This window comes from Klebsiella sp. CN_Kp073, assembly GCF_040065495.2.
Lineage (GTDB): Bacteria > Pseudomonadota > Gammaproteobacteria > Enterobacterales > Enterobacteriaceae > Klebsiella > Klebsiella aerogenes.
The window spans coordinates 4,719,635-4,737,699 of sequence record NZ_CM198051.1 but is presented as its reverse complement, the minus strand read 5'-3'; the positions used below and the strand labels follow the sequence as shown (position 1 = coordinate 4,737,699).

Annotated in this window: 13 protein-coding genes; 5 read left to right on the top strand and 8 right to left on the bottom strand. The window is 55.8% G+C overall.

Features of this window, described 5'->3' with window-relative positions; genetic code table 11:
* Positions 1 to 5: 5 nt before the first annotated feature.
* The gene (locus ABLV66_RS22785; protein WP_045394710.1) at positions 6 to 509 is read right to left on the bottom strand and encodes a GNAT family N-acetyltransferase; all 504 of its coding nucleotides are present in this window, start codon (positions 507 to 509) and stop codon (positions 6 to 8) included.
* Between the two features lie 184 nt (positions 510 to 693).
* Between ABLV66_RS22785 and ABLV66_RS22780 the strand changes: the two genes are divergently transcribed.
* On the top strand, positions 694 to 1,890 hold the full coding sequence (locus tag ABLV66_RS22780) for a YjgN family protein (protein WP_348876742.1): 1,197 nt from the start codon (positions 694 to 696) through the stop codon (positions 1,888 to 1,890).
* 48 nt (positions 1,891 to 1,938) lie between these two features.
* On the opposite strand, the gene ABLV66_RS22775 is transcribed toward ABLV66_RS22780, so the two are convergent.
* The 3 genes from ABLV66_RS22775 to pepA all read right to left on the bottom strand — a co-directional run bounded on the left by ABLV66_RS22775 (position 1,939) and on the right by pepA (position 6,870).
* Complete coding sequence (locus ABLV66_RS22775) at positions 1,939 to 4,794, bottom strand: valine--tRNA ligase (protein WP_045394712.1); 2,856 nt, start codon at positions 4,792 to 4,794, stop codon at positions 1,939 to 1,941.
* The gene (holC, locus tag ABLV66_RS22770) at positions 4,794 to 5,237 is read right to left on the bottom strand and encodes a DNA polymerase III subunit chi (protein ID WP_020079783.1); all 444 of its coding nucleotides are present in this window, start codon (positions 5,235 to 5,237) and stop codon (positions 4,794 to 4,796) included. Before holC ends, ABLV66_RS22775 begins: the two co-directional genes overlap by 1 nt.
* Before the next feature lie 121 nt (positions 5,238 to 5,358).
* Entirely contained in the window at positions 5,359 to 6,870 is a 1,512-nt protein-coding gene (gene pepA, locus ABLV66_RS22765) for a leucyl aminopeptidase (protein ID WP_008807121.1), read from the bottom strand.
* Between the two features lie 390 nt (positions 6,871 to 7,260).
* On the opposite strand from pepA, the gene lptF reads away from it, so the two are divergent.
* Positions 7,261 to 8,358 carry an LPS export ABC transporter permease LptF gene (gene lptF, locus ABLV66_RS22760; RefSeq protein ID WP_045394713.1) on the top strand — a complete coding sequence of 366 codons (1,098 nt, stop codon included), beginning with the start codon at positions 7,261 to 7,263 and terminating at the stop codon, positions 8,356 to 8,358.
* Complete coding sequence (lptG, locus tag ABLV66_RS22755) at positions 8,358 to 9,440, top strand: LPS export ABC transporter permease LptG (RefSeq protein ID WP_045394714.1); 1,083 nt, start codon at positions 8,358 to 8,360, stop codon at positions 9,438 to 9,440. The genes lptF and lptG overlap by 1 nt, the downstream gene beginning before the upstream one ends.
* Positions 9,441 to 9,582: 142 nt before the next feature.
* Here the strand turns inward: lptG and ABLV66_RS22750 are convergent, their stop codons facing one another.
* Together ABLV66_RS22750 and ABLV66_RS22745 are read right to left on the bottom strand one after the other, a co-directional pair.
* Positions 9,583 to 11,085 (bottom strand): helicase HerA-like C-terminal domain-containing protein, encoded by a 1,503-nt coding sequence (locus ABLV66_RS22750; RefSeq protein ID WP_348876743.1) that lies wholly within the window; start codon positions 11,083 to 11,085, stop codon positions 9,583 to 9,585.
* An 87-nt stretch (positions 11,086 to 11,172) separates the two neighbouring features.
* The gene (locus ABLV66_RS22745; RefSeq protein WP_047046198.1) at positions 11,173 to 11,994 is read right to left on the bottom strand and encodes a TIM barrel protein; all 822 of its coding nucleotides are present in this window, start codon (positions 11,992 to 11,994) and stop codon (positions 11,173 to 11,175) included.
* A gap of 355 nt (positions 11,995 to 12,349) precedes the next feature.
* Here ABLV66_RS22745 and ABLV66_RS22740 point away from each other — a divergent pair, with 355 nt between their 5' ends.
* Positions 12,350 to 13,855 (top strand): CoA-acylating methylmalonate-semialdehyde dehydrogenase, encoded by a 1,506-nt coding sequence (locus ABLV66_RS22740; RefSeq protein WP_063415878.1) that lies wholly within the window; start codon positions 12,350 to 12,352, stop codon positions 13,853 to 13,855.
* An 18-nt stretch (positions 13,856 to 13,873) separates the two neighbouring features.
* Positions 13,874 to 14,674, top strand: a complete 801-nt coding sequence (iolB, locus tag ABLV66_RS22735; RefSeq protein ID WP_047046197.1) for a 5-deoxy-glucuronate isomerase — start codon at positions 13,874 to 13,876, stop codon at positions 14,672 to 14,674.
* Between the two features lie 85 nt (positions 14,675 to 14,759).
* Here iolB and ABLV66_RS22730 read toward each other — a convergent pair whose 3' ends face one another.
* Both ABLV66_RS22730 and ABLV66_RS22725 read right to left on the bottom strand, forming a co-directional pair.
* Positions 14,760 to 15,614, bottom strand: coding sequence for a MurR/RpiR family transcriptional regulator (locus ABLV66_RS22730; protein WP_015368536.1), 855 nt, complete (start codon positions 15,612 to 15,614; stop codon positions 14,760 to 14,762).
* A gap of 148 nt (positions 15,615 to 15,762) precedes the next feature.
* The gene (locus tag ABLV66_RS22725; RefSeq protein WP_316423202.1) at positions 15,763 to 17,676 is read right to left on the bottom strand and encodes a bifunctional 5-dehydro-2-deoxygluconokinase/5-dehydro-2-deoxyphosphogluconate aldolase; all 1,914 of its coding nucleotides are present in this window, start codon (positions 17,674 to 17,676) and stop codon (positions 15,763 to 15,765) included.
* Positions 17,677 to 18,065: the final 389 nt, after the last annotated feature.

Here is an 18,065-nt window from a genome sequence, read left to right as displayed (position 1 = left end):
AGGCGTTACAGCGTTTTCAACATCCGCACTTCACAATCGACGTGGCCGGTGCAGCCCAGCGGCCCGTCGATATGTTCAAATCCGAGATGTTCATAAAGGGCAATCGCCTCTTTCAAAAAAGCGGTGGTCTCCAGATAGCAGCGTTTAAAACCCTGCTCGCGGGCGTGATCCATCGCCATCAGCGCCAGCTTTTTCGCCAGCCCTTTGCCGCGCGCCGCGGTCATAAAGTACATTTTCTGCAGCTCACAGATATCGGACTCGCTACACGAGAGCGGCGCCACGCCGCCGCCGCCAACCACTTCGCCATTTTGCTCCACAACCCAATAGGCGGAGCCCGGTTGGCTATAAAGTTCATAGAGTTCATCCAGGTTGGGATCAGCGACCGTATAGCCTTTATCGGCGGTCAGGCCGTATTCCGCGGAGACCTGGCGGATAACTTGGGCGATGGCGGCATTATCTGCTGCCGTAATGCGGCGTAAAGTAAAGGTCTGTGGCGCAGCAAGATTCATAGAATCACTCAATTTTAGCTTAAATAACCATACATTGTTTTAATACCATTATTCTTTAACCGACGCAAGGCGTGCATAAATATATTGCCGAGTAATTTCAAAATAATATATTCTGCATATTTAATGATGGTTATTCTGACTTATTATTTATATATATAATTTAAAGTACAAGGATGGCGGGGTTATGGATATTACTTTAGGGAAGAAGCAGCGTGCCAGTCATTATTTTGTCTTTCACGGACGGGCTCGCGCCTATTTCTTTATTTGTTTGGTCAATATTATACTGTCAGTAATTACTTTAGGGATATTCATTCCCTGGGCATGGGTACGTAGTCGCCGTTACCTTTGTGAAAATATGGAGGTTAACGGTAACCGTTTTGCTTACCACGGGAAGGGCTTCACGATTTTACTTAGCTGGCTGCTAATGTTTATCGTGCTGGTTTTACTCAGTCTGGCGCTTGCCATTTTCTCTCACGGCAGCGAAGAATGGGTGACGTTAGCATATCTTATCCTGCTGCCAGTCATGGTAATGAAGGGGTTAAGCTACCACGCGAATATGACCTCATTCGCTAATATTCGTTTCGGGTTTAAATGTAATCTACTGCGCGCATGGTGGATTATGCTTGGGTTACCTTTGCTGATAGTCGTACTAACGGTGTTGATCCTCGCTATTCCTGGAAGTCGTATCTGGTTAGGTTCAAGTATAAATGGCATGCTAGTGGGTTTCGTTGTGCTGGTTTTACTGGCACTGTGTGTGATGGCCGTCGCCAGCGGGGTGGTTTACAGCCACTGGCTTGAACTGATCGGCAAAGGCGCAAGCTTAGGCAAAAATAAATTTAATATTTATATTAGCACTAAGCGTTGCGTCGTGGCTTTTTTATGGGCAATGGTAATTATATTGCCATTTATTATACTGTTTTTCGGGTTTTTCATTTCCGCATTCATGCAAATGATTACAGGATGTATGTTCGGCTTGTGTAATGAAAATACGGTTCTGTTTATGGCATTACGGCATCTTGGAACGGTGGCAGGAGGAAATTTATTTCTCACCATCGGCATCGTGTTAGCCATGACGTATATCCAGGTAGCTTTACGTAATCACGCGTGGAATAATTTGGTGCTTGGCGACAGCATTCATTTTCGTTCTACTCTGACGTTTTTTGGTCTTGCCCCGCGTTTATTGGCTCTGACGTTTCTTTCTGTGCTGACATTGGGTCTGGCGTACCCCTGGTTAAAGATTAATTTGATGCGCTATATTGCCGCCAACACCGAGGTAATGGGTGACGTTGAAACGCTCGACCTGCAGCAAGATGAGGCCCATAAACCACCAGTACCTGGCAAATTGTTCAGCGGTTTTTTACCTAACCTGCCGTTCTTATAATGTAAAAAAGCCGGAGCAAGCTCCGGCTTTTTATGCTTTGGCGAGCTATTACAGCGCGGCTATCACCGCCTGCTGTTCAATCAGTTTCGCTTTCGCTTCCGCGTAGCCTTCCAGCTTCTCACGCTCTTTGGCGATAACCGCTTCCGGCGCGCGGGCCACAAAACCTTCATTGGACAGCTTGCTTTCGATACGGCCGATTTCCGCTTCGACTTTCGCCACTTCTTTCGCCAGACGCGCCAGCTCGGCTTCTTTGTCGATAAGACCCGCCATCGGGATCAGCAGCTCGGCGCCGTCGATAATCTTGGTCACGGAAACCGGACCTTTATCATCGGCAGGCAGCACGGTGATGCTTTCCAGACGCGCGAGGTTCAGCAGGAAGCTGCGGTTGTCGTTAACACGACGCTCGGCATCTTTGCTGCAGCCGCGCAGCAGCAGTTCCAGCGGTTTACCTGGCGCAATGTTCATCTCCGCCCGGATGTTACGTACGGCAACGATCGCCTGCTTCAGCCATTCGGTATCCGCCAGCGCCGCTTCATCAACCTGAGAAGCCTCATACTGCGGGAACGGCTGCAGCATGATGGTGTCAGCGTTAATACCGCAAATGACCTTCACGCGCTGCCAGATGGTCTCGGTGATGAAAGGAATAATCGGGTGCGCCAGGCGCAGCAGACCTTCCAGCACGGTCACCAGCGTATGGCGAGTGCCGCGCAGTTCCGCTTCGCTGCCGCCGTTCATGACCGGCTTGGTCAGTTCGAGGTACCAGTCGCAGAACTGGTTCCAGGTGAACTCATACAGGATGCCCGCGGCGATATCGAAGCGGAAGTTATCCAGCGCTTCGCGGTACGCTTTCACGGTCTGGTTGAATTCAGCCAGGATCCAGCGGTCGGCCAGGGACAGCACCATCTCGCCGCCGTTGAAACCGCAATCCTGATCTTCGGTATTCATCAGCACGAAGCGGCTGGCATTCCACAGCTTGTTGCAGAAGTTACGGTAACCTTCCAGACGCTTCATATCCCAGTTGATGTCGCGACCGGTAGAGGCCAGCGCCGCCAGGGTAAAGCGCAGGGCGTCGGTGCCGTGCGGCTCGATGCCGTTCGGGAACTGTTTCTCGGTACGCTTGCGGATTTTTTCCGCCAGCTGCGGCTGCATCATGTTGCCGGTACGTTTCTCCAGCAGCTCCGGCAGGGTGATGCCGTCAACCATATCCAGCGGGTCAATGACGTTACCCTTGGATTTGGACATCTTCTGGCCTTCGTCGTCGCGGATAAGGCCGGTCATGTAGACGGTCTTAAACGGAACCTGCGGCTTGCCGTTTTCATCTTTGATGAAGTGCATGGTCATCATGATCATGCGGGCGATCCAGAAGAAGATGATGTCGAAGCCGGACACCATCACGCTGGTCGGGTGGAACTGACGCAGCGCGTCGGTGTTTTCCGGCCAACCGAGGGTGGAGAAGGTCCACAGCGCGGAAGAGAACCAGGTATCCAGAACATCTTCGTCCTGACGCAGGGCAACGTCGGCGCTCAGGTTGTTTTCCTGACGCACTTCGTCTTCGCTACGGCCAACGTAGACGTTGCCGTCGTTGTCATACCATGCCGGGATGCGGTGACCCCACCACAGCTGACGGGAAATACACCAATCCTGAATATCGCGCATCCAGGAGAAGTACATGTTTTCGTACTGCTTCGGCACGAACTGAATGTCGCCATTCTCAACGGCTTCAACTGCCGGCTTGGCCAGCACGTCGGCACGCACGTACCACTGGTCGGTCAGCATCGGTTCGATAACCACGCCGCCGCGGTCGCCGTAAGGCACGGTCAGGTCGTGCGGTTTGATTTCTTCCAGCAGGCCCAGCGCGTCGACGGCGGCAACCATCGCTTTACGCGCGGCAAAACGTTCCATCTTCTGGAATTCAGCCGGGATCTCGTTGGAATAAACGTCGGATTCGTTGCCTTTGGTGTCATAGACTTCCGCGCTTTCGCGGATGTCGCCATCAAAGGTCAAAATATTAATCATCGGCAGCTGATGACGGCGGCCAACTTCGTAGTCGTTAAAGTCGTGCGCCGGGGTGATTTTCACGCAGCCGGTGCCTTTTTCCATATCGGCGTGTTCGTCGCCAACAATCGGAATGCGGCGGTTAACCAGCGGCAGCACCACGAATTTACCAATCAGGTCTTTGTAGCGCGGGTCTTCCGGGTTTACGGCCACGCCGGTATCGCCCAGCAGGGTTTCCGGACGAGTGGTGGCGACCACCAGGTAATCTTTACCGTCAGCGGTTTTCGCGCCATCGGCCAGCGGATAGCGGATGTGCCACATGGAACCTTTCGATTCGCGGTTCTCTACTTCGAGGTCGGAAATGGCGGTGCGCAGTTTCGGGTCCCAGTTCACCAGGCGCTTGCCGCGATAAATCAGGTCTTCTTTGTACAGGCGAACGAAGACCTCTTTCACCGCGTTGGACAGGCCTTCGTCCATTGTGAAGCGCTCGCGCTCCCAGTCTACGGAGTTGCCGAGGCGGCGCATCTGGCGGGTAATGGTGCCGCCGGATTCCGCTTTCCACTGCCAGATTTTATCGATGAAGGCATCGCGACCGTAGTCGTGGCGGGTTTTACCTTCTTCAGCGGCAATCTTACGCTCAACCACCATCTGGGTGGCGATACCCGCGTGGTCGGTACCGGCTTGCCACAGGGTGTTTTTACCCTGCATGCGCTGGTAGCGAATCATGGTATCCATGATGGTTTGCTGGAAGGCATGACCCATATGCAAACTGCCGGTGACGTTCGGCGGCGGGATCATGATGCAGAAGCTCTCCTGGCTTTCATCACCATTCGGTTTGAAATAGCCCTGCTTTTCCCAGTGCTCGTAAAGCGGCTGTTCGATATCTTGTGGGTTGTATGTCTTTTCCATTATTTCCAGGTTGCCGTGTTCAGGTTGAAACCAGCCATGCGGTACGCTTTATAGCGTTCGCGCGCCAGTTGTTTCAGAGAATCTTCGTAAGGGACAAAGTCTATCACTTCTGTGAAAGCGGTGGCAAAATCTGCAAAGTTTAGCCGCAGGCTGATAAGAATATCCCGCGGACTGCTGTTGCGCTTTTGCGGCCAGGCAATTTCTACCGGCGCGCCGCCTCTCGGGCCTTCGCCCGCCAGGTTATGCGGCACAAAGCTCTCCGGCGGCCGCGTCCACAGCGCTTCATCGAGGCGAATAGCCTGCTGTTCATCTTCACAGGCGATCAATACGCGCTTGCCGTTGCGCCAACGTTCTGCGGCAATTTCACACACCAGCTGTTCGACGGCGCTGAGCTCGTCGACGGTGTCTTCGTTGTCCAGAAGATAGAACGTTGCGTTTTTCATATATGGGGCTTCTTGTTGTGGATTTAAATGCAAAGCCGGGTGGCGCTACGCTTACCCGGCCTACAAACGGCATCTTTCCGTCGGCCCGGTAAGCGTAGCGCCACCGGGCATCAGACGGCAATCACTCTTCGCCGTTAAAACCCGCACGATTGAGCAGGAACTGAGACAGCAGCGCCACCGGACGACCGGTTGCGCCTTTGGCCTTCCCGGAACGCCAGGCGGTACCGGCGATGTCGAGGTGCGCCCAGTTGTACTTGCGGGTGAAGCGTGACAGGAAGCAGCCAGCGGTAATCGCGCCGCCAGGACGGCCGCCGATGTTGGCCATATCCGCAAAGTTGGACTCCAGCTGATCCTGGAACTCGTCGGCCAGCGGCAGACGCCATGCGCGGTCGCCGGCCAGTTCGGAGGCGCCGATCAGCTCATGAGCCAGCGGGTTATGGTTCGACATCAGGCCGGTGATGTGATGACCGAGGGCAATCACGCAGGCGCCGGTCAGCGTTGCGACATCGATAACCGCTTCCGGTTCGAAGCGCTCAACGTAGGTCAACACGTCGCACAGCACCAGACGGCCTTCGGCATCGGTATTCAGCACTTCAACGGTCTGTCCGGACATGGTGGTCAGAACATCGCCCGGGCGATACGCGCGGCCGCCAGGCATGTTTTCACAGCCCGCCAGCACGCCGATGACGTTGAGCGGCAACTGCAGCTCGGCAACCATTCGCATTACGCCGTAAACCGCCGCCGCGCCGCACATGTCGTACTTCATCTCGTCCATGCCTTCGGCAGGCTTGATGGAGATACCGCCGGAGTCGAAGGTCAGGCCTTTACCGACCAGCACGATAGGGCGCGCGTCTTCAGACGGGTTGCCTTTATACTCGATGACCGACATCAGCGACTCGTTCTGCGAACCGTTACCGACGGCGAGATAGGAGTTCATCCCCAGCTCGCGCATCTGCTGTTCGCCGATCACGCGGGTGATAACATTCTTGCTGTAAGTGTCGGCCAACTGGCGCGCCTGGGAAGCAAGGTAAGCCGCGTTACAGATATTCGGCGGCATGTTGCCGAGGTCTTTCGCCGCTTTGATACCGGCTGCGATCGCCAGGCCATGTTGAATGGCGCGTTCTCCGCTGGTGAGCTCGCGGCGAGTCGGCACGTTGAAGACCATTTTACGCAGCGGACGACGCGGCTCGCTTTTGTTGGTCTTCAACTGATCGAAGCTGTACAGCGTCTCTTTGGCGGTTTCAACGGCCTGGCGAACTTTCCAGTAGTTGTTGCGACCTTTAACGTGCAGTTCGGTCAGGAAGCAGACGGCTTCCATCGAACCAGTGTCATTCAGAGTATTAATGGTTTTCTGAATAACTTGTTTATACTGACGTTCATCCAGTTCGCGCTCTTTACCACAGCCGATGAGCAGAATGCGCTCAGACAGGATGTTCGGCACATGGTGCAGTAACAAGGTCTGGCCAGGCTTGCCTTCGAGCTCGCCGCGACGCAGCAGGGCGCTGATGTAACCGTCGCTGATTTTATCGAGTTGTTCGGCGATGGGGGAGAGGCGACGTGGTTCGAAGACGCCGACCACGATACAGGCACTCCGCTGCTTCTCCGGGCTACCGCTTTTTACACTGAACTCCATGCACTATGCTCCTGAATCTTAAAGACAACAGTGGTGGCTACGGCTATACTCGTCGCCTTTCCAGTTGCAGATGCGTTGGCTACGCCTGCTTACCCCTGACGCTGGCTGATGCCGCACCGGGGCTTCACAGTCCTGCCACCTTTCTACAACTCGAAATCCATTGAGTATATAATTGCAAGCTTTCGTAACTCATGTCCGCTGTTGCGGTGACTTCGTGTTAATCTTAACGTTATTACGGCTTTGGTTCGTCAGAAAAGATCCTGATACGCAGAACCGATGAGTCATTTAATCTTAGCGATGTTTTCGACGACAAAAGAGAATAAATGACGTTTAAGCCATGAAACAAGCAATTTTCCTGCAATAAGACGGGTTTTTACGGGCGTATTTATAGTGATAATCATAAGATATCTGGTTCGTGAGACGCTGAAAAGCCAGTTGGCGATCCTATTCATCCTGTTGCTGATTTTCTTCTGTCAGAAACTCGTCAGGATCCTCGGCGCCGCGGTAGATGGCGATATCCCGACCAACCTGGTGCTCTCACTGTTAGGGCTGGGCGTACCGGAAATGGCGCAGCTCATTCTGCCCCTGAGTCTTTTCCTCGGGCTGTTGATGACGCTCGGCAAACTGTATACCGAAAGTGAAATTACGGTGATGCACGCCTGCGGCTTAAGTAAAGCCGTATTGATTAAGGCGGCGATGATCCTCGCCCTGTTTACCGGCGCCGTCGCGGCGGTCAACGTGATGTGGGCGGGGCCGTGGTCGTCGCGCCATCAGGACGAAGTACTGGCGGAAGCCAAAGCTAACCCTGGAATGGCGGCGCTGGCTCAGGGCCAGTTCCAGCAGGCCAGCGACGGCAGCGCGGTGCTGTTTATCGAAAACGTCAACGGCAACCGCTTCAACGACGTGTTCCTGGCGCAACTGCGGCCTAAAGGCAACGCGCGTCCTTCCGTGGTGGTGGCGGACTCCGGCGAGCTGTCGCAGAAAAAAGACGGCTCCCAGGTGGTCACCATGACCCAGGGGACGCGTTTTGAAGGCACGGCGATGCTGCGCGATTTCCGTATTACCGACTTTAAAAACTACCAGGCGGTTATTGGCCATCAGGCGGTAGCGGCCGATCCCAGCGACACCGAACAGATGAATATGCGCACCCTGTGGCGTACCGACACCGATCGCGCCCGCGCCGAACTGCATTGGCGCTTCACGCTGGTGGCGGCGGTGTTCATGATGGCGCTGATGGTTGTCCCGCTCAGCGTGGTGAACCCGCGTCAGGGCCGCGTGCTGTCTATGCTGCCGGCGATGCTGCTGTATCTGGTGTTCTTCCTGCTGCAAACGTCGATCAAATCGAACGCGGGTAAAGGCAAAATGGACCCCGCCATCTGGATGTGGGGCGTGAACCTGCTCTACTTCGCGCTGGCGGTGCTGCTTAACCTGTGGGATACGGTGCCGATGCGTCGTTTCCGTGCCCGGTTTAATAAAGGAGCGGTGTGATGCAGGCGTTTGGCGTACTTGACCGCTATATTGGTAAAACCATTTTTAACACCATCATGATGACGCTGTTCATGCTGGTGTCGCTCTCCGGCATTATTAAGTTTGTCGACCAGCTGAAAAAAGCCGGGCAGGGCAGCTATGATGCGCTGGGAGCAGGACTCTATACCATTCTCAGCGTGCCAAAAGATGTGCAAATCTTCTTCCCAATGGCGGCCCTGCTTGGGGCTTTGCTGGGGCTGGGGATGCTGGCGCAGCGTAGCGAACTGGTGGTGATGCAGGCTTCCGGCTTTACCCGTATGCAGGTGGCGCTGGCGGTGATGAAAACGGCGATCCCGCTGGTGTTGTTGACCATGGCGATGGGTGAATGGGTGGCGCCGCAGGGCGAACAGATGGCGCGTAACTACCGAGCGCAGCAGATGTACGGCGGTTCGCTGCTGTCGACCCAGCAGGGTTTGTGGGCGAAAGACGGGCATAATTTTGTCTACATTGAACGAGTAAAAGGTAACGATGAGCTGGGCGGGGTGAGCATCTACCAGTTTAACGATAACCGTCGTCTGCAATCTGTCCGTTACGCCGCTTCCGCTAAGTTTGATAATGAAGCTAAGGTTTGGCGTCTGTCGCAGGTTGATGAGTCCGACCTGACCGATCCGAAGCAGGTAACCGGTACCCAGATGGTCAGCGGTACCTGGAAGACCAAACTAACGCCGGACAAACTCGGCGTGGTTGCGCTGGATCCGGATGCGCTGTCAATCAGCGGCCTGCATAACTACGTGACCTATCTGAAGTCCAGCGGTCAGGATCCGGGCCGTTACCAGCTCAACATGTGGAGCAAAATCTTCCAGCCGCTGTCGGTGGCCGTGATGATGCTGATGGCGCTGTCGTTTATTTTTGGTCCATTGCGGAGCGTGGCGATGGGCGTGAGGGTCGTTACCGGGATTAGCTTCGGCTTTATCTTCTACGTCCTCGATCAGATATTTGGCCCACTGACGCTGGTTTACGGCATACCGCCAATCATCGGCGCGCTGCTGCCAAGCGCAAGCTTCTTCCTGATAAGCCTTTGGCTGATGATGAGAAAAGCGTAGTTCGATAAATGACCCGGCCAAGCGCAAGCAACGCCGGGTTTTTTGTGCCTGCCGTTTGAGTGGCTATCCGCAATGTAATGCCCTGTATTGTTGTCGCCCGGATCGGACGCAGCGCGCCGCAATCCGGGGCTCGACACTGACGTTAACGGCGCCTTCCGCCAAGCAGGCTGCCCAGCATGCCGCGGACAATCTGGTTGGTGACCTGACGTACGGCGCTTTTGGCCGCGGTCTGTACGATACCGTCTCGTTTACCGCCGCGCGGGCCGGTCGTGCCGAACAGAATATCTTTCAGTCCGCCGAGCAGCCCGTCGTCATCGCCGGTTTGTTGGCCTTTTGCCGGCGGCGCCGACTGCTGCTCTGTGGCGACCTGCACCCCTTTTTGCAGCATTTCGAAGGCCGACTCGCGGTCAATCTCTTCTTCATACTTGCCGTACAGCGCCGAGTGGTTAATCAGGCCATTACGCTCATCATCGCTGACCGGCCCCATCCGTGAACATGGGGCGATGACCATCGCACGCTCAACTACCGACGGACTGCCTTTTTCGTCGAGGAAGGAGATCAGCGCTTCGCCGGTACCGAGCTCCTGAATGGCCTGCTCGGTACTGAACGCCGGATTGGCGCGCATGGTCTGGGCGGCGGTCTTCACCGCTTTTTGATCCTTCGGGGTAAAGGCTCGCAGGGCATGCTGCACGCGGTTGCCCAACTGGCCGAGCACGGCATCCGGGATATCCGACGGATTCTGCGAGACAAAATAGACGCCGACCCCTTTAGAACGGATAAGGCGAATCACCTGCTCGATTTTATCCAGCAGTACCTGCGGCGCATCGTTAAACAGCAGGTGGGCTTCGTCGAAGAAGAACACCAGCTTCGGTTTTTCGAGGTCGCCGGCTTCCGGCAGGCGCTCGTAGAGTTCGGAGAGCATCCACAGCAGGCTGGCGGCGTACAGCTTCGGCATCTGATAGAGCTTTTCGGCGCTGAGGATATTAATCACCCCTTTACCGCTGGCATCGACACGCATCCAGTCCTGAATATCCAGCATTGGTTCGCCGAAGAAGTGCTCTGCGCCTTGCTGCTCCAGGGTCAACAGACCACGTTGGATAGCGCCTACCGACGCGCTGCTGATGTTGCCGTACTGATTCTGGAAAGCTTTGGCGTTATCGCCAATAAACTGGGTAATGGCGCGAAGATCTTTAAAGTCGAGCAGCAGCAGACCGCGATCGTCAGCGATATGGAAAATAATGTTCAGCACGCCGCTTTGTACTTCATTCAGGTTGAGCAAGCGGGCGAGCAGCAGGGGGCCGAGGTCAGACACCGTGGCGCGCACCGGGTGGCCCTTTTCACCAAAGATATCCCAAACAACCACCGGATTGGCGTGCGGCTCCCAGTCGGTAACGCCGATTTTTTCCAGACGCGCCTGAAGTTTCTCAGAGCTCTGGCCTGCCTCCGCGATACCGGTCAGGTCGCCTTTCACATCGGCCATAAAGACCGGCACGCCGATCTCAGAAAACGACTCCGCCAGCTTTTGCAGAGTAACGGTTTTACCGGTGCCGGTGGCGCCGGTAATTAAGCCGTGACGGTTGGCCATTGCCGGCAGCAGGTGGAGCTGTTTGTCCAGCGTGCGTGCAATTAGCAGGGGTGAGCTCATGATCGATTCCTCCATTTATCCTGCGTCGATTATAGGCAACCTGACAGCAAAAAGAGGGAGGAAATCGATAACTCTCAACGTTTAATCTCACGCGCAGTGGCGTTGAATCAGCGCAATGCTCTGTTCAATCTCGCGGCGAATATCCTCTTCACGCCATGACGCCAGCTGCGGGGCGAAAGGCTCGAAGGCGTAATCGCCACGATATCCGCGGGCTTCGAGATGTTTTACCTGCTGGCAGGTCAGCAGCCTATCTTGTGGTGTCAGCATGATGCGCTCGTCGTCGGTCAACTGTTCTCGCGGGCGGGGATCGTCAACGCCGGAGAGGTGAACCAGACCTATCTCAGCAACGTCCAGCTGGCTGAATTCCTCTTCAGCTTGTGGATAGAGGTGGTGGTGGAAAGTATCAATTAACAGTTTAAACGGTACCTGGGCGTCGCGAATAAGCGCCTGCGCCTGCGCCGCCGAGCGCAGCGAACTTTGTGGGAAGCCCAGCGGCTCGACCAGGCCCTGAATGCCATATTGTTCGAACAGCGGCGCCAGCTCGCGCATAGCGGCAAGCGTTTCTTGCGGCGCTACGGTGGCGCCATCGTTTAACGGGCACATCACCAGCGATTTGGCGCCAATAGCCTGCGCCTCTTTTAGCAGCGACTCCGTCAGTTGACGTACTTCAGCGCTGTGGCGGTTGAAGGGATAGACGGCGTTGATCGTCAGAATTTCAAGCTGGTAACGGTCGGCCAGCCGGCGCACCTGCTGGTAGGTGAGCGCGTCGGTGACTTTACCGCTGGGTAAATCATTTCGCAGCTCGACCTTACGCAGCCCGAGTTCGCTCACCAGACGGAAAAACGCCTCAATGCTGAGCGACGGCGCAATTTTACGATTGATACAGAAACGCTGCAGGGCAATGGCCATTTGACACTCCTGACAAGATGTTGACTGGTTTAGTTCGATTGTCAGATAGTTAAAATGTTTATTTCATCATTGGCAATGGATGAAATGATGGTTATTTGAGCACGATCGCAAAATAGTTGCTGCGCCATTTCATGGTTTACATCAAAGCTAACCGCATAAAATCTCACCTTCTATACTGCTGTGATATGAAATCACATAGAGAGAGGCTTGCTGAAAAATGCGACAGCTATCACCAAAGTGGAATTTCATTTTATCTGTTTATTGAAATATAAATTTCATTTTACTACGGTTATAGCACAGCACAATCAGCGACGGGCCGTAACTTGAACGGCCTTCTACACTATGAGGCGAGAAGATGACTATCACAGGTAACTTTATTGGTGGGAAAGCGGTAACCAGCAGCAGCCGCGAAACGATGCCGGTGTACGACCCGGCCACTGGCGATGTAGTTCGCGAAGTCACGCTTTCCACCGCGCAGGAGGTTTCCGACGCAATCCAGGTCGCTCGCGACGCTTTTGACAGCTGGTCCCGTACCACGCCGTTGCGCCGCGCCCGCGTGCTGTTCAATTTTAAAATGCTGCTCGAACAGCACGTCGATGAACTGGCGGGAATTATCGTTAGCGAGCACGGCAAAGTGTGGTCCGATGCGTTGGGCGAGCTGACCCGCGGCATGGAAGTGGTTGAGTTCGCCTGCGGTATTCCGCATCTCATTAAAGGTGAGTTTTCTTCCGACGTGGGTACCGGCGTCGACAGCTATTCGCTCATGCAGCCGCTGGGCGTGGTGGCGGGGATAACGCCATTTAATTTCCCGGCGATGGTGCCGATGTGGATGTTCCCCATCGCGCTGGCCTGCGGCAACAGCTTCGTGCTGAAACCACCGGCGCTGGCGCCGACCGCGGCGGTACGCATGGCTGAGTTACTGAAAGAAGCCGGTCTGCCGGATGGCGTCTTTAACGTCATCCATTGCAGCAATGAAGATGCCGAGCAGCTTTATACCGACCCGCGTATTGCCGCCGTCAGCTTTGTCGGCTCCTCCGGCGTGGCGGAATATATCTATAAAACCGCCAGCGCTCACGGAAAACGCGTCCAGGCGTTTGGCGCGGCGAAAAACCATGCCATCGTGATGCCGGACGCCGATCTTGATGCGACCGTGAATGCCATTATGGGCGGCGCGTATGGTTCCGCAGGCGAGCGCTGTATGGCCCTGCCGGTAGTGGTGGCCGTCGGTGACGAGACCGCAGATAAGTTAATCGCCCGCCTGAAACCATTAGTCGAGTCGCTGAAAGTCGGTCCTGGCTGCCTGCGCGGCAAAGACGAAAACGAAATGGGGCCGGTGGTATCCGAAGCACATCAGAAAAAAGTACTCGGCTATATTGATAAGGGCGTCAGCGAGGGGGCGTCGTTGGTGGTGGATGGCCGCAGGCTGCGCGTGGCTGGCCATGAGGACGGATATTACGTTGGCGGTACGCTGTTTGACCACGTCACTCCGGAAATGACCATCTGGCGCGAAGAGATATTTGGTCCGGTGCTGGGGATCGTTCGCGTCGCTGATTACCAAAGTGCGCTGGCGCTGGTTAACAGCCATGAATTTGGCAACGGCAGCGCCGTCTTTACCAGCAACGGCCATACCGCCCGCGAGTTCGTCCATGACGTACAGGCCGGCATGGTTGGCGTCAACGTACCGGTGCCGGTGCCGATGGCCTTCCATAGCTTCGGCGGCTGGAAGCGCTCGGTATTTGGCGCGCTGAACGTCCACGGGCCGGACGGCGTCCGCTTCTATACCCGTATGAAAACTGCCACCGTGCGCTGGCCGCAGGGGCAGCAAACCGTATCTGAATTCAGTATGCCGACGTTAGGTTAATCGGCGAAGGAGAACGCTATGTCGTTATTGGCTAAAGCGCAAAAAGAGGGACATATCCAGCACATCACCCCGCAGAGCGCGGGGTGGCAGTATATTGGCTTTGATGTCTGGATGTTAAAACAGGGGCAAACCGTGACCCTGGAGAGCGGCGAGCGTGAGCTATGTCTGGTACTGGTTTCCGGGCTGGCCTCGATCAAAACTCAGCACGCCGATTTTCCCGACCTTGGTAAACGCATGTCGCCATTCGAGCGTACGCCGCCGTGGTCGGTCTATGTGCCGCCGCACGATAAGGTCGAGGTCACTGCAGATTCCGATCTTGAGCTGGCGGTTTGCAGCGCGCCGGGCAAAGGCAGCTTCCCGGCGCGAGTGATACGGCCTGAGGATGTCGGCGTAGAGCATCGCGGTAAAGGGCGCAACCAGCGCCTGGTGCACAATATTCTGCCGGATAATGCGCAGGCGGATTGCCTGCTGGTGGTGGAAGTCTACACCGAAGAAGGGGCGACCAGCTCCTGGCCATCGCACAAGCACGATACCGCGCTGCCGGGGCAGGAAACCCAGCTGGAAGAGACCTACTACCACCGCTTCGATCCGCCGCAAGGCTTTGCCTTTCAGCGAGTGTACACCGATGACCGCAGCCTGGATGCCTGTATGGCGCCCTATAACCATGATGTGGTGATGGTGCCGCGCGGCTACCATCCGGTAGCGGCGATCGCCGGTTACAACAGCTACTATCTGAACGTAATGGCGGGGCCGGATCGTAAGTGGCTATTTACCTGGGAAGACGATCACGCCTGGATCAACAGCGATCGCTATTCATAGTGCGCGATAAACGAGAAAAGCCGGGGATGTCCCCGGCTTTTTTGTCTGTTGATTGCCGTTGTTTACAGCGTAGCGCAACGGGTAATCAGGCGCGGTGCTGCTGCGGCTCTTTGCTGCTATTCAATGCCAGCGATACCGCCAACGTCTGCGCCAGGCACAGCGAGGCCACCTGCGAACGGAAACCATCTACCTGCGCTTCACGCACCACAAAGCACACATCACTGAAGGCGGCAAGCGGGCTTACCTGGCTATCGGTAATGGCGATTTGTCGCGCCTTGCGCTGGGCGCCAAGCTCAACCAGCTCCACCACTTCACGGGCGTAGGGCGAGAAACTCACCGCCACAACCACATCCTTCGGCCCCACCAGACTGAGCTGCTCGGTGAACATCCCGCCGAGGCCGTCGATCAGGAAGGCTTTGCGATCCAGATGGCGCAGCGCGTAGGTCAGGTAAGAGGCGACGCTGAACGAGCGACGCAGGCCGATGACATAGATATTTTCCGCATCCGCCAGTAAATCTACCGCGCGGTTGAGGTCTTCGCCGGAGGTCTGCATTGCCAGTTGCTGCAGCGCCTGGGTATTGACCATGCTGAACATGTTGAGGATTTCCGTCGGCGTTTCCGGCGGCGTCGTTTCGTCGTTAGTGGTCTGGCGGAACAGACGCGCGCGCTCGGTGTAGTTGGCGGTCTCTTCCATCAGATGCTGCCTGAACATCTGCTTCATTTCGTTAAAGCCGCTAAAGCCAAAGGCGTTAGCGAAGCGAATCAGCGTTGAGGGCGGAACGTCAGCCTGTTGCGCAATGGAGGCTACGGTATCGAAAGCAACGCTATTACTGTTATCCAGTATATAGCGCGCCACCTGCTTCAGACGTTTGCTGAGCGTGTCGTAGCGCCGTCTGATTTCATCCTGCAGGATGGTCAGTTGGGTCGGATTATTAGCCATAAGTTGCGCTCTGAGAAAATGGAAGGAATATGGCTTCCAGTGTACCAAATGAAGCGAATTTTTCATTTTTTGCGATGAAATACGCGATTCATTTCACGAAGAAACCGCAGGCCCGCCATTTTCAAGGAAGAGGCGGGCCTGAAGGAGGTTAGCCGCGCGCTTCGCGCCAGTAGCCGATGAGCCGCAAATAGTTACGCTTCACTTCATCGATTAGCGTGGCGTCATCCAGTTCGCCCTGCATCCAGCGGCGCGAAGGCTGGCCAAAGATGGTGCGGCCGACGGCAAAACCCTTGATCATCGGGTGTCCGGCCGCTTCGGCGAAACCTGAACGCAGGCGATCCGATGGGGCATCCAGCCCCAGGAGCAGGATGCCCCGGCACCATGGATCTTCGCGCTCGATAAGCGCTGAGATCCGCTCCCACTGGGCGCTGGCCAGCGGCGGCAGTTTCCACCAGTCCGGCTGGATCCCCAACTGATAGAAGTGCTCCAGCATAGTGTGGTAGTGGCGTTCGTCTTTGTCCGGTCCGTTCTCCGGCAGGATCACTTCCAATAGCAGCTCGTGTCCGGACTTATTACAGGCCTGCCAGACTTCAAGCAGCAGCGCGTCCTGCTCGGCGCGCAGCGCCGCCGGATCGTCCGGATGGTAAAAGACCAGACATTTGACGACGTGCTCAAGCGGCCAGTCGATCAGTTGTGAGCCAATATTACCGTGCTCAAGGCGCAGCGGACGCGAGCTGGGGAGCTCAATTGGCCGACCGATCCACCAGCCTTTACCGGTAATGGCGTTAAGCGCACGCTGGCCGTAGGTGCCGTCGGCCAGGATACCGCTACGCTGTTCAAGCCCGGCCTCAGCGGCTGCGGCTTCGGCGGCTGCCAACAGTAGCAGCTTGAGCCGGGGAATGCAGGCCGGATCGCGGCCGGTTTCTAACGCCAGGTCCGCCAGTTGTTTGCGGTGGTCAAAGGCGAAGATACATAGCTCTGGCCACGGCTGGCGGCGGCTGGTCACCCGGTGCAAGTGATTGAGCCGCGCATCGATATCCGGGCGCGGAACGGCATCTGCCCGCGATAGATAATCATCAAGTTCGACTTTCGTCGGCATCGCCGGCGCGCAGCCGTGGCGCGAAACCACCAGCGCGCCGCAGGCGTTGGCGTAGCGGCAGGCCTGTTCCCAGCCTTCATCATTCAGCCAGCCGCGCAGCAGGCCGGACATAAAGGCGTCGCCGGCGCCGAGCACGTTAAGCACCTCGACGCGAACGCCCTGCTGCAGCGGGACGCTATCCCAGCTATCCGGGATCGCGCCTTCCAGCACCACGCAACCCATCGGCCCGCGCTTGCAGACCAGCGTCGCGTTAGTGGCGTGGCGCACGTTTTTCAGCGCGGTGAGGGTGTCGGTACTGCCGCCGGCAATATGAAACTCCTCTTCGGTGCCCACGACTAAATCGAACAGATGCAGAACTTCCTGCAGCTGGCGGGTCACCGGTCCGGATTCAATGAAACGCGTTTCACCGTCGCCAAGTGAAGTCAGCCCCCACAGCACCGGGCGATAGTCGATATCCAGTGCGGTACGCAGACCGTGGCGGCGGGCGTATTCCAGCGCTTTCAGCACCGCTTCGCGGGTATTGGCATGTGAAAGATGCGTGCCGGTCACCGCCAGAGCGCGGGAAGAAGCGATGTACTGTTCATTAATATCGTCAGGCGTCAGCGCCATATCGGCGCAGTTGTCACGGTAGAAAATCAGCGGAAAGGTATCCTGATCCTTGATTCCCAGCATCACCAATGCGGTCAGCCGGTCTTTATCAGTGATCAGGTATTCGGTATCGACCCCTGCGCGGCTGAGGGTTTCACGCAGGAAGCGACCGTTGTGTTCATCGCCAACGCGGGCCAGCATCGCTGATTTCAACCCCTGAATCGCGGTGCCAAAGGCGACGTTGCCTGAGGAGCCGCCGAGATATTTGGCGAAACTCGCCACATCTTCCAACCTTGCCCCTATCTGCTGGGCGTAGAGATCGACGGCCACCCGGCCAATACAGATGACGTCGAGCCGCTTAACTGCTGCATTCATCGCTAGGGTTTCCTTTTGCAAATCTGCTGCCAGGAGAAGGTCGCATGAGTGACGGTCTGCCGTGAACAGCCTGATGGTTATTAGTTATCTCTAGTTTGAGAAATAAATATTTCATTTTCAAATCTAATCGAAATTAAAAAACCAAAAGTGTGAAGGATCTACCACTCTGCGCGGCTGAGCAGCTGCCTGCTCATACATGCTGTCTGCGTCCCGTTTACCCATGTCCCCCTTTTTTTAATATCAATATTATCCATAATTTTCATGTAGATAATCTTGTTTTTCCTCTTTTGTTTGGAAGACTTCTCGCGAAGGAGATGTAAGTGAAACGTGTGAAATGGGTAGAGAGTTTGATCCTTCTCGCAAAATGAAACATTTCTTCTGTATTTGTA

Bases quoted from the DNA above. Each gene is read 5' to 3' on its own strand.
- ABLV66_RS22750 (WP_348876743.1), bottom strand. From the start codon at position 11,085: ATGAGCTCACCCCTGCTAATTGCACGCACGCTGGACAAACAGCTCCAC.
- iolB (WP_047046197.1), top strand. From the start codon at position 13,874: ATGTCGTTATTGGCTAAAGCGCAAAAAGAGGGACATATCCAGCACATC.
- ABLV66_RS22785 (WP_045394710.1), bottom strand. From the start codon at position 509: ATGAATCTTGCTGCGCCACAGACCTTTACTTTACGCCGCATTACGGCA.
- pepA (WP_008807121.1), bottom strand. From the start codon at position 6,870: ATGGAGTTCAGTGTAAAAAGCGGTAGCCCGGAGAAGCAGCGGAGTGCC.
- ABLV66_RS22730 (WP_015368536.1), bottom strand. From the start codon at position 15,614: ATGGCTAATAATCCGACCCAACTGACCATCCTGCAGGATGAAATCAGA.
- ABLV66_RS22740 (WP_063415878.1), top strand. From the start codon at position 12,350: ATGACTATCACAGGTAACTTTATTGGTGGGAAAGCGGTAACCAGCAGC.
- lptG (WP_045394714.1), top strand. From the start codon at position 8,358: ATGCAGGCGTTTGGCGTACTTGACCGCTATATTGGTAAAACCATTTTT.
- ABLV66_RS22725 (WP_316423202.1), bottom strand. From the start codon at position 17,676: ATGAATGCAGCAGTTAAGCGGCTCGACGTCATCTGTATTGGCCGGGTG.
- ABLV66_RS22745 (WP_047046198.1), bottom strand. From the start codon at position 11,994: ATGGCCATTGCCCTGCAGCGTTTCTGTATCAATCGTAAAATTGCGCCG.
- holC (WP_020079783.1), bottom strand. From the start codon at position 5,237: ATGAAAAACGCAACGTTCTATCTTCTGGACAACGAAGACACCGTCGAC.
- ABLV66_RS22775 (WP_045394712.1), bottom strand. From the start codon at position 4,794: ATGGAAAAGACATACAACCCACAAGATATCGAACAGCCGCTTTACGAG.
- ABLV66_RS22780 (WP_348876742.1), top strand. From the start codon at position 694: ATGGATATTACTTTAGGGAAGAAGCAGCGTGCCAGTCATTATTTTGTC.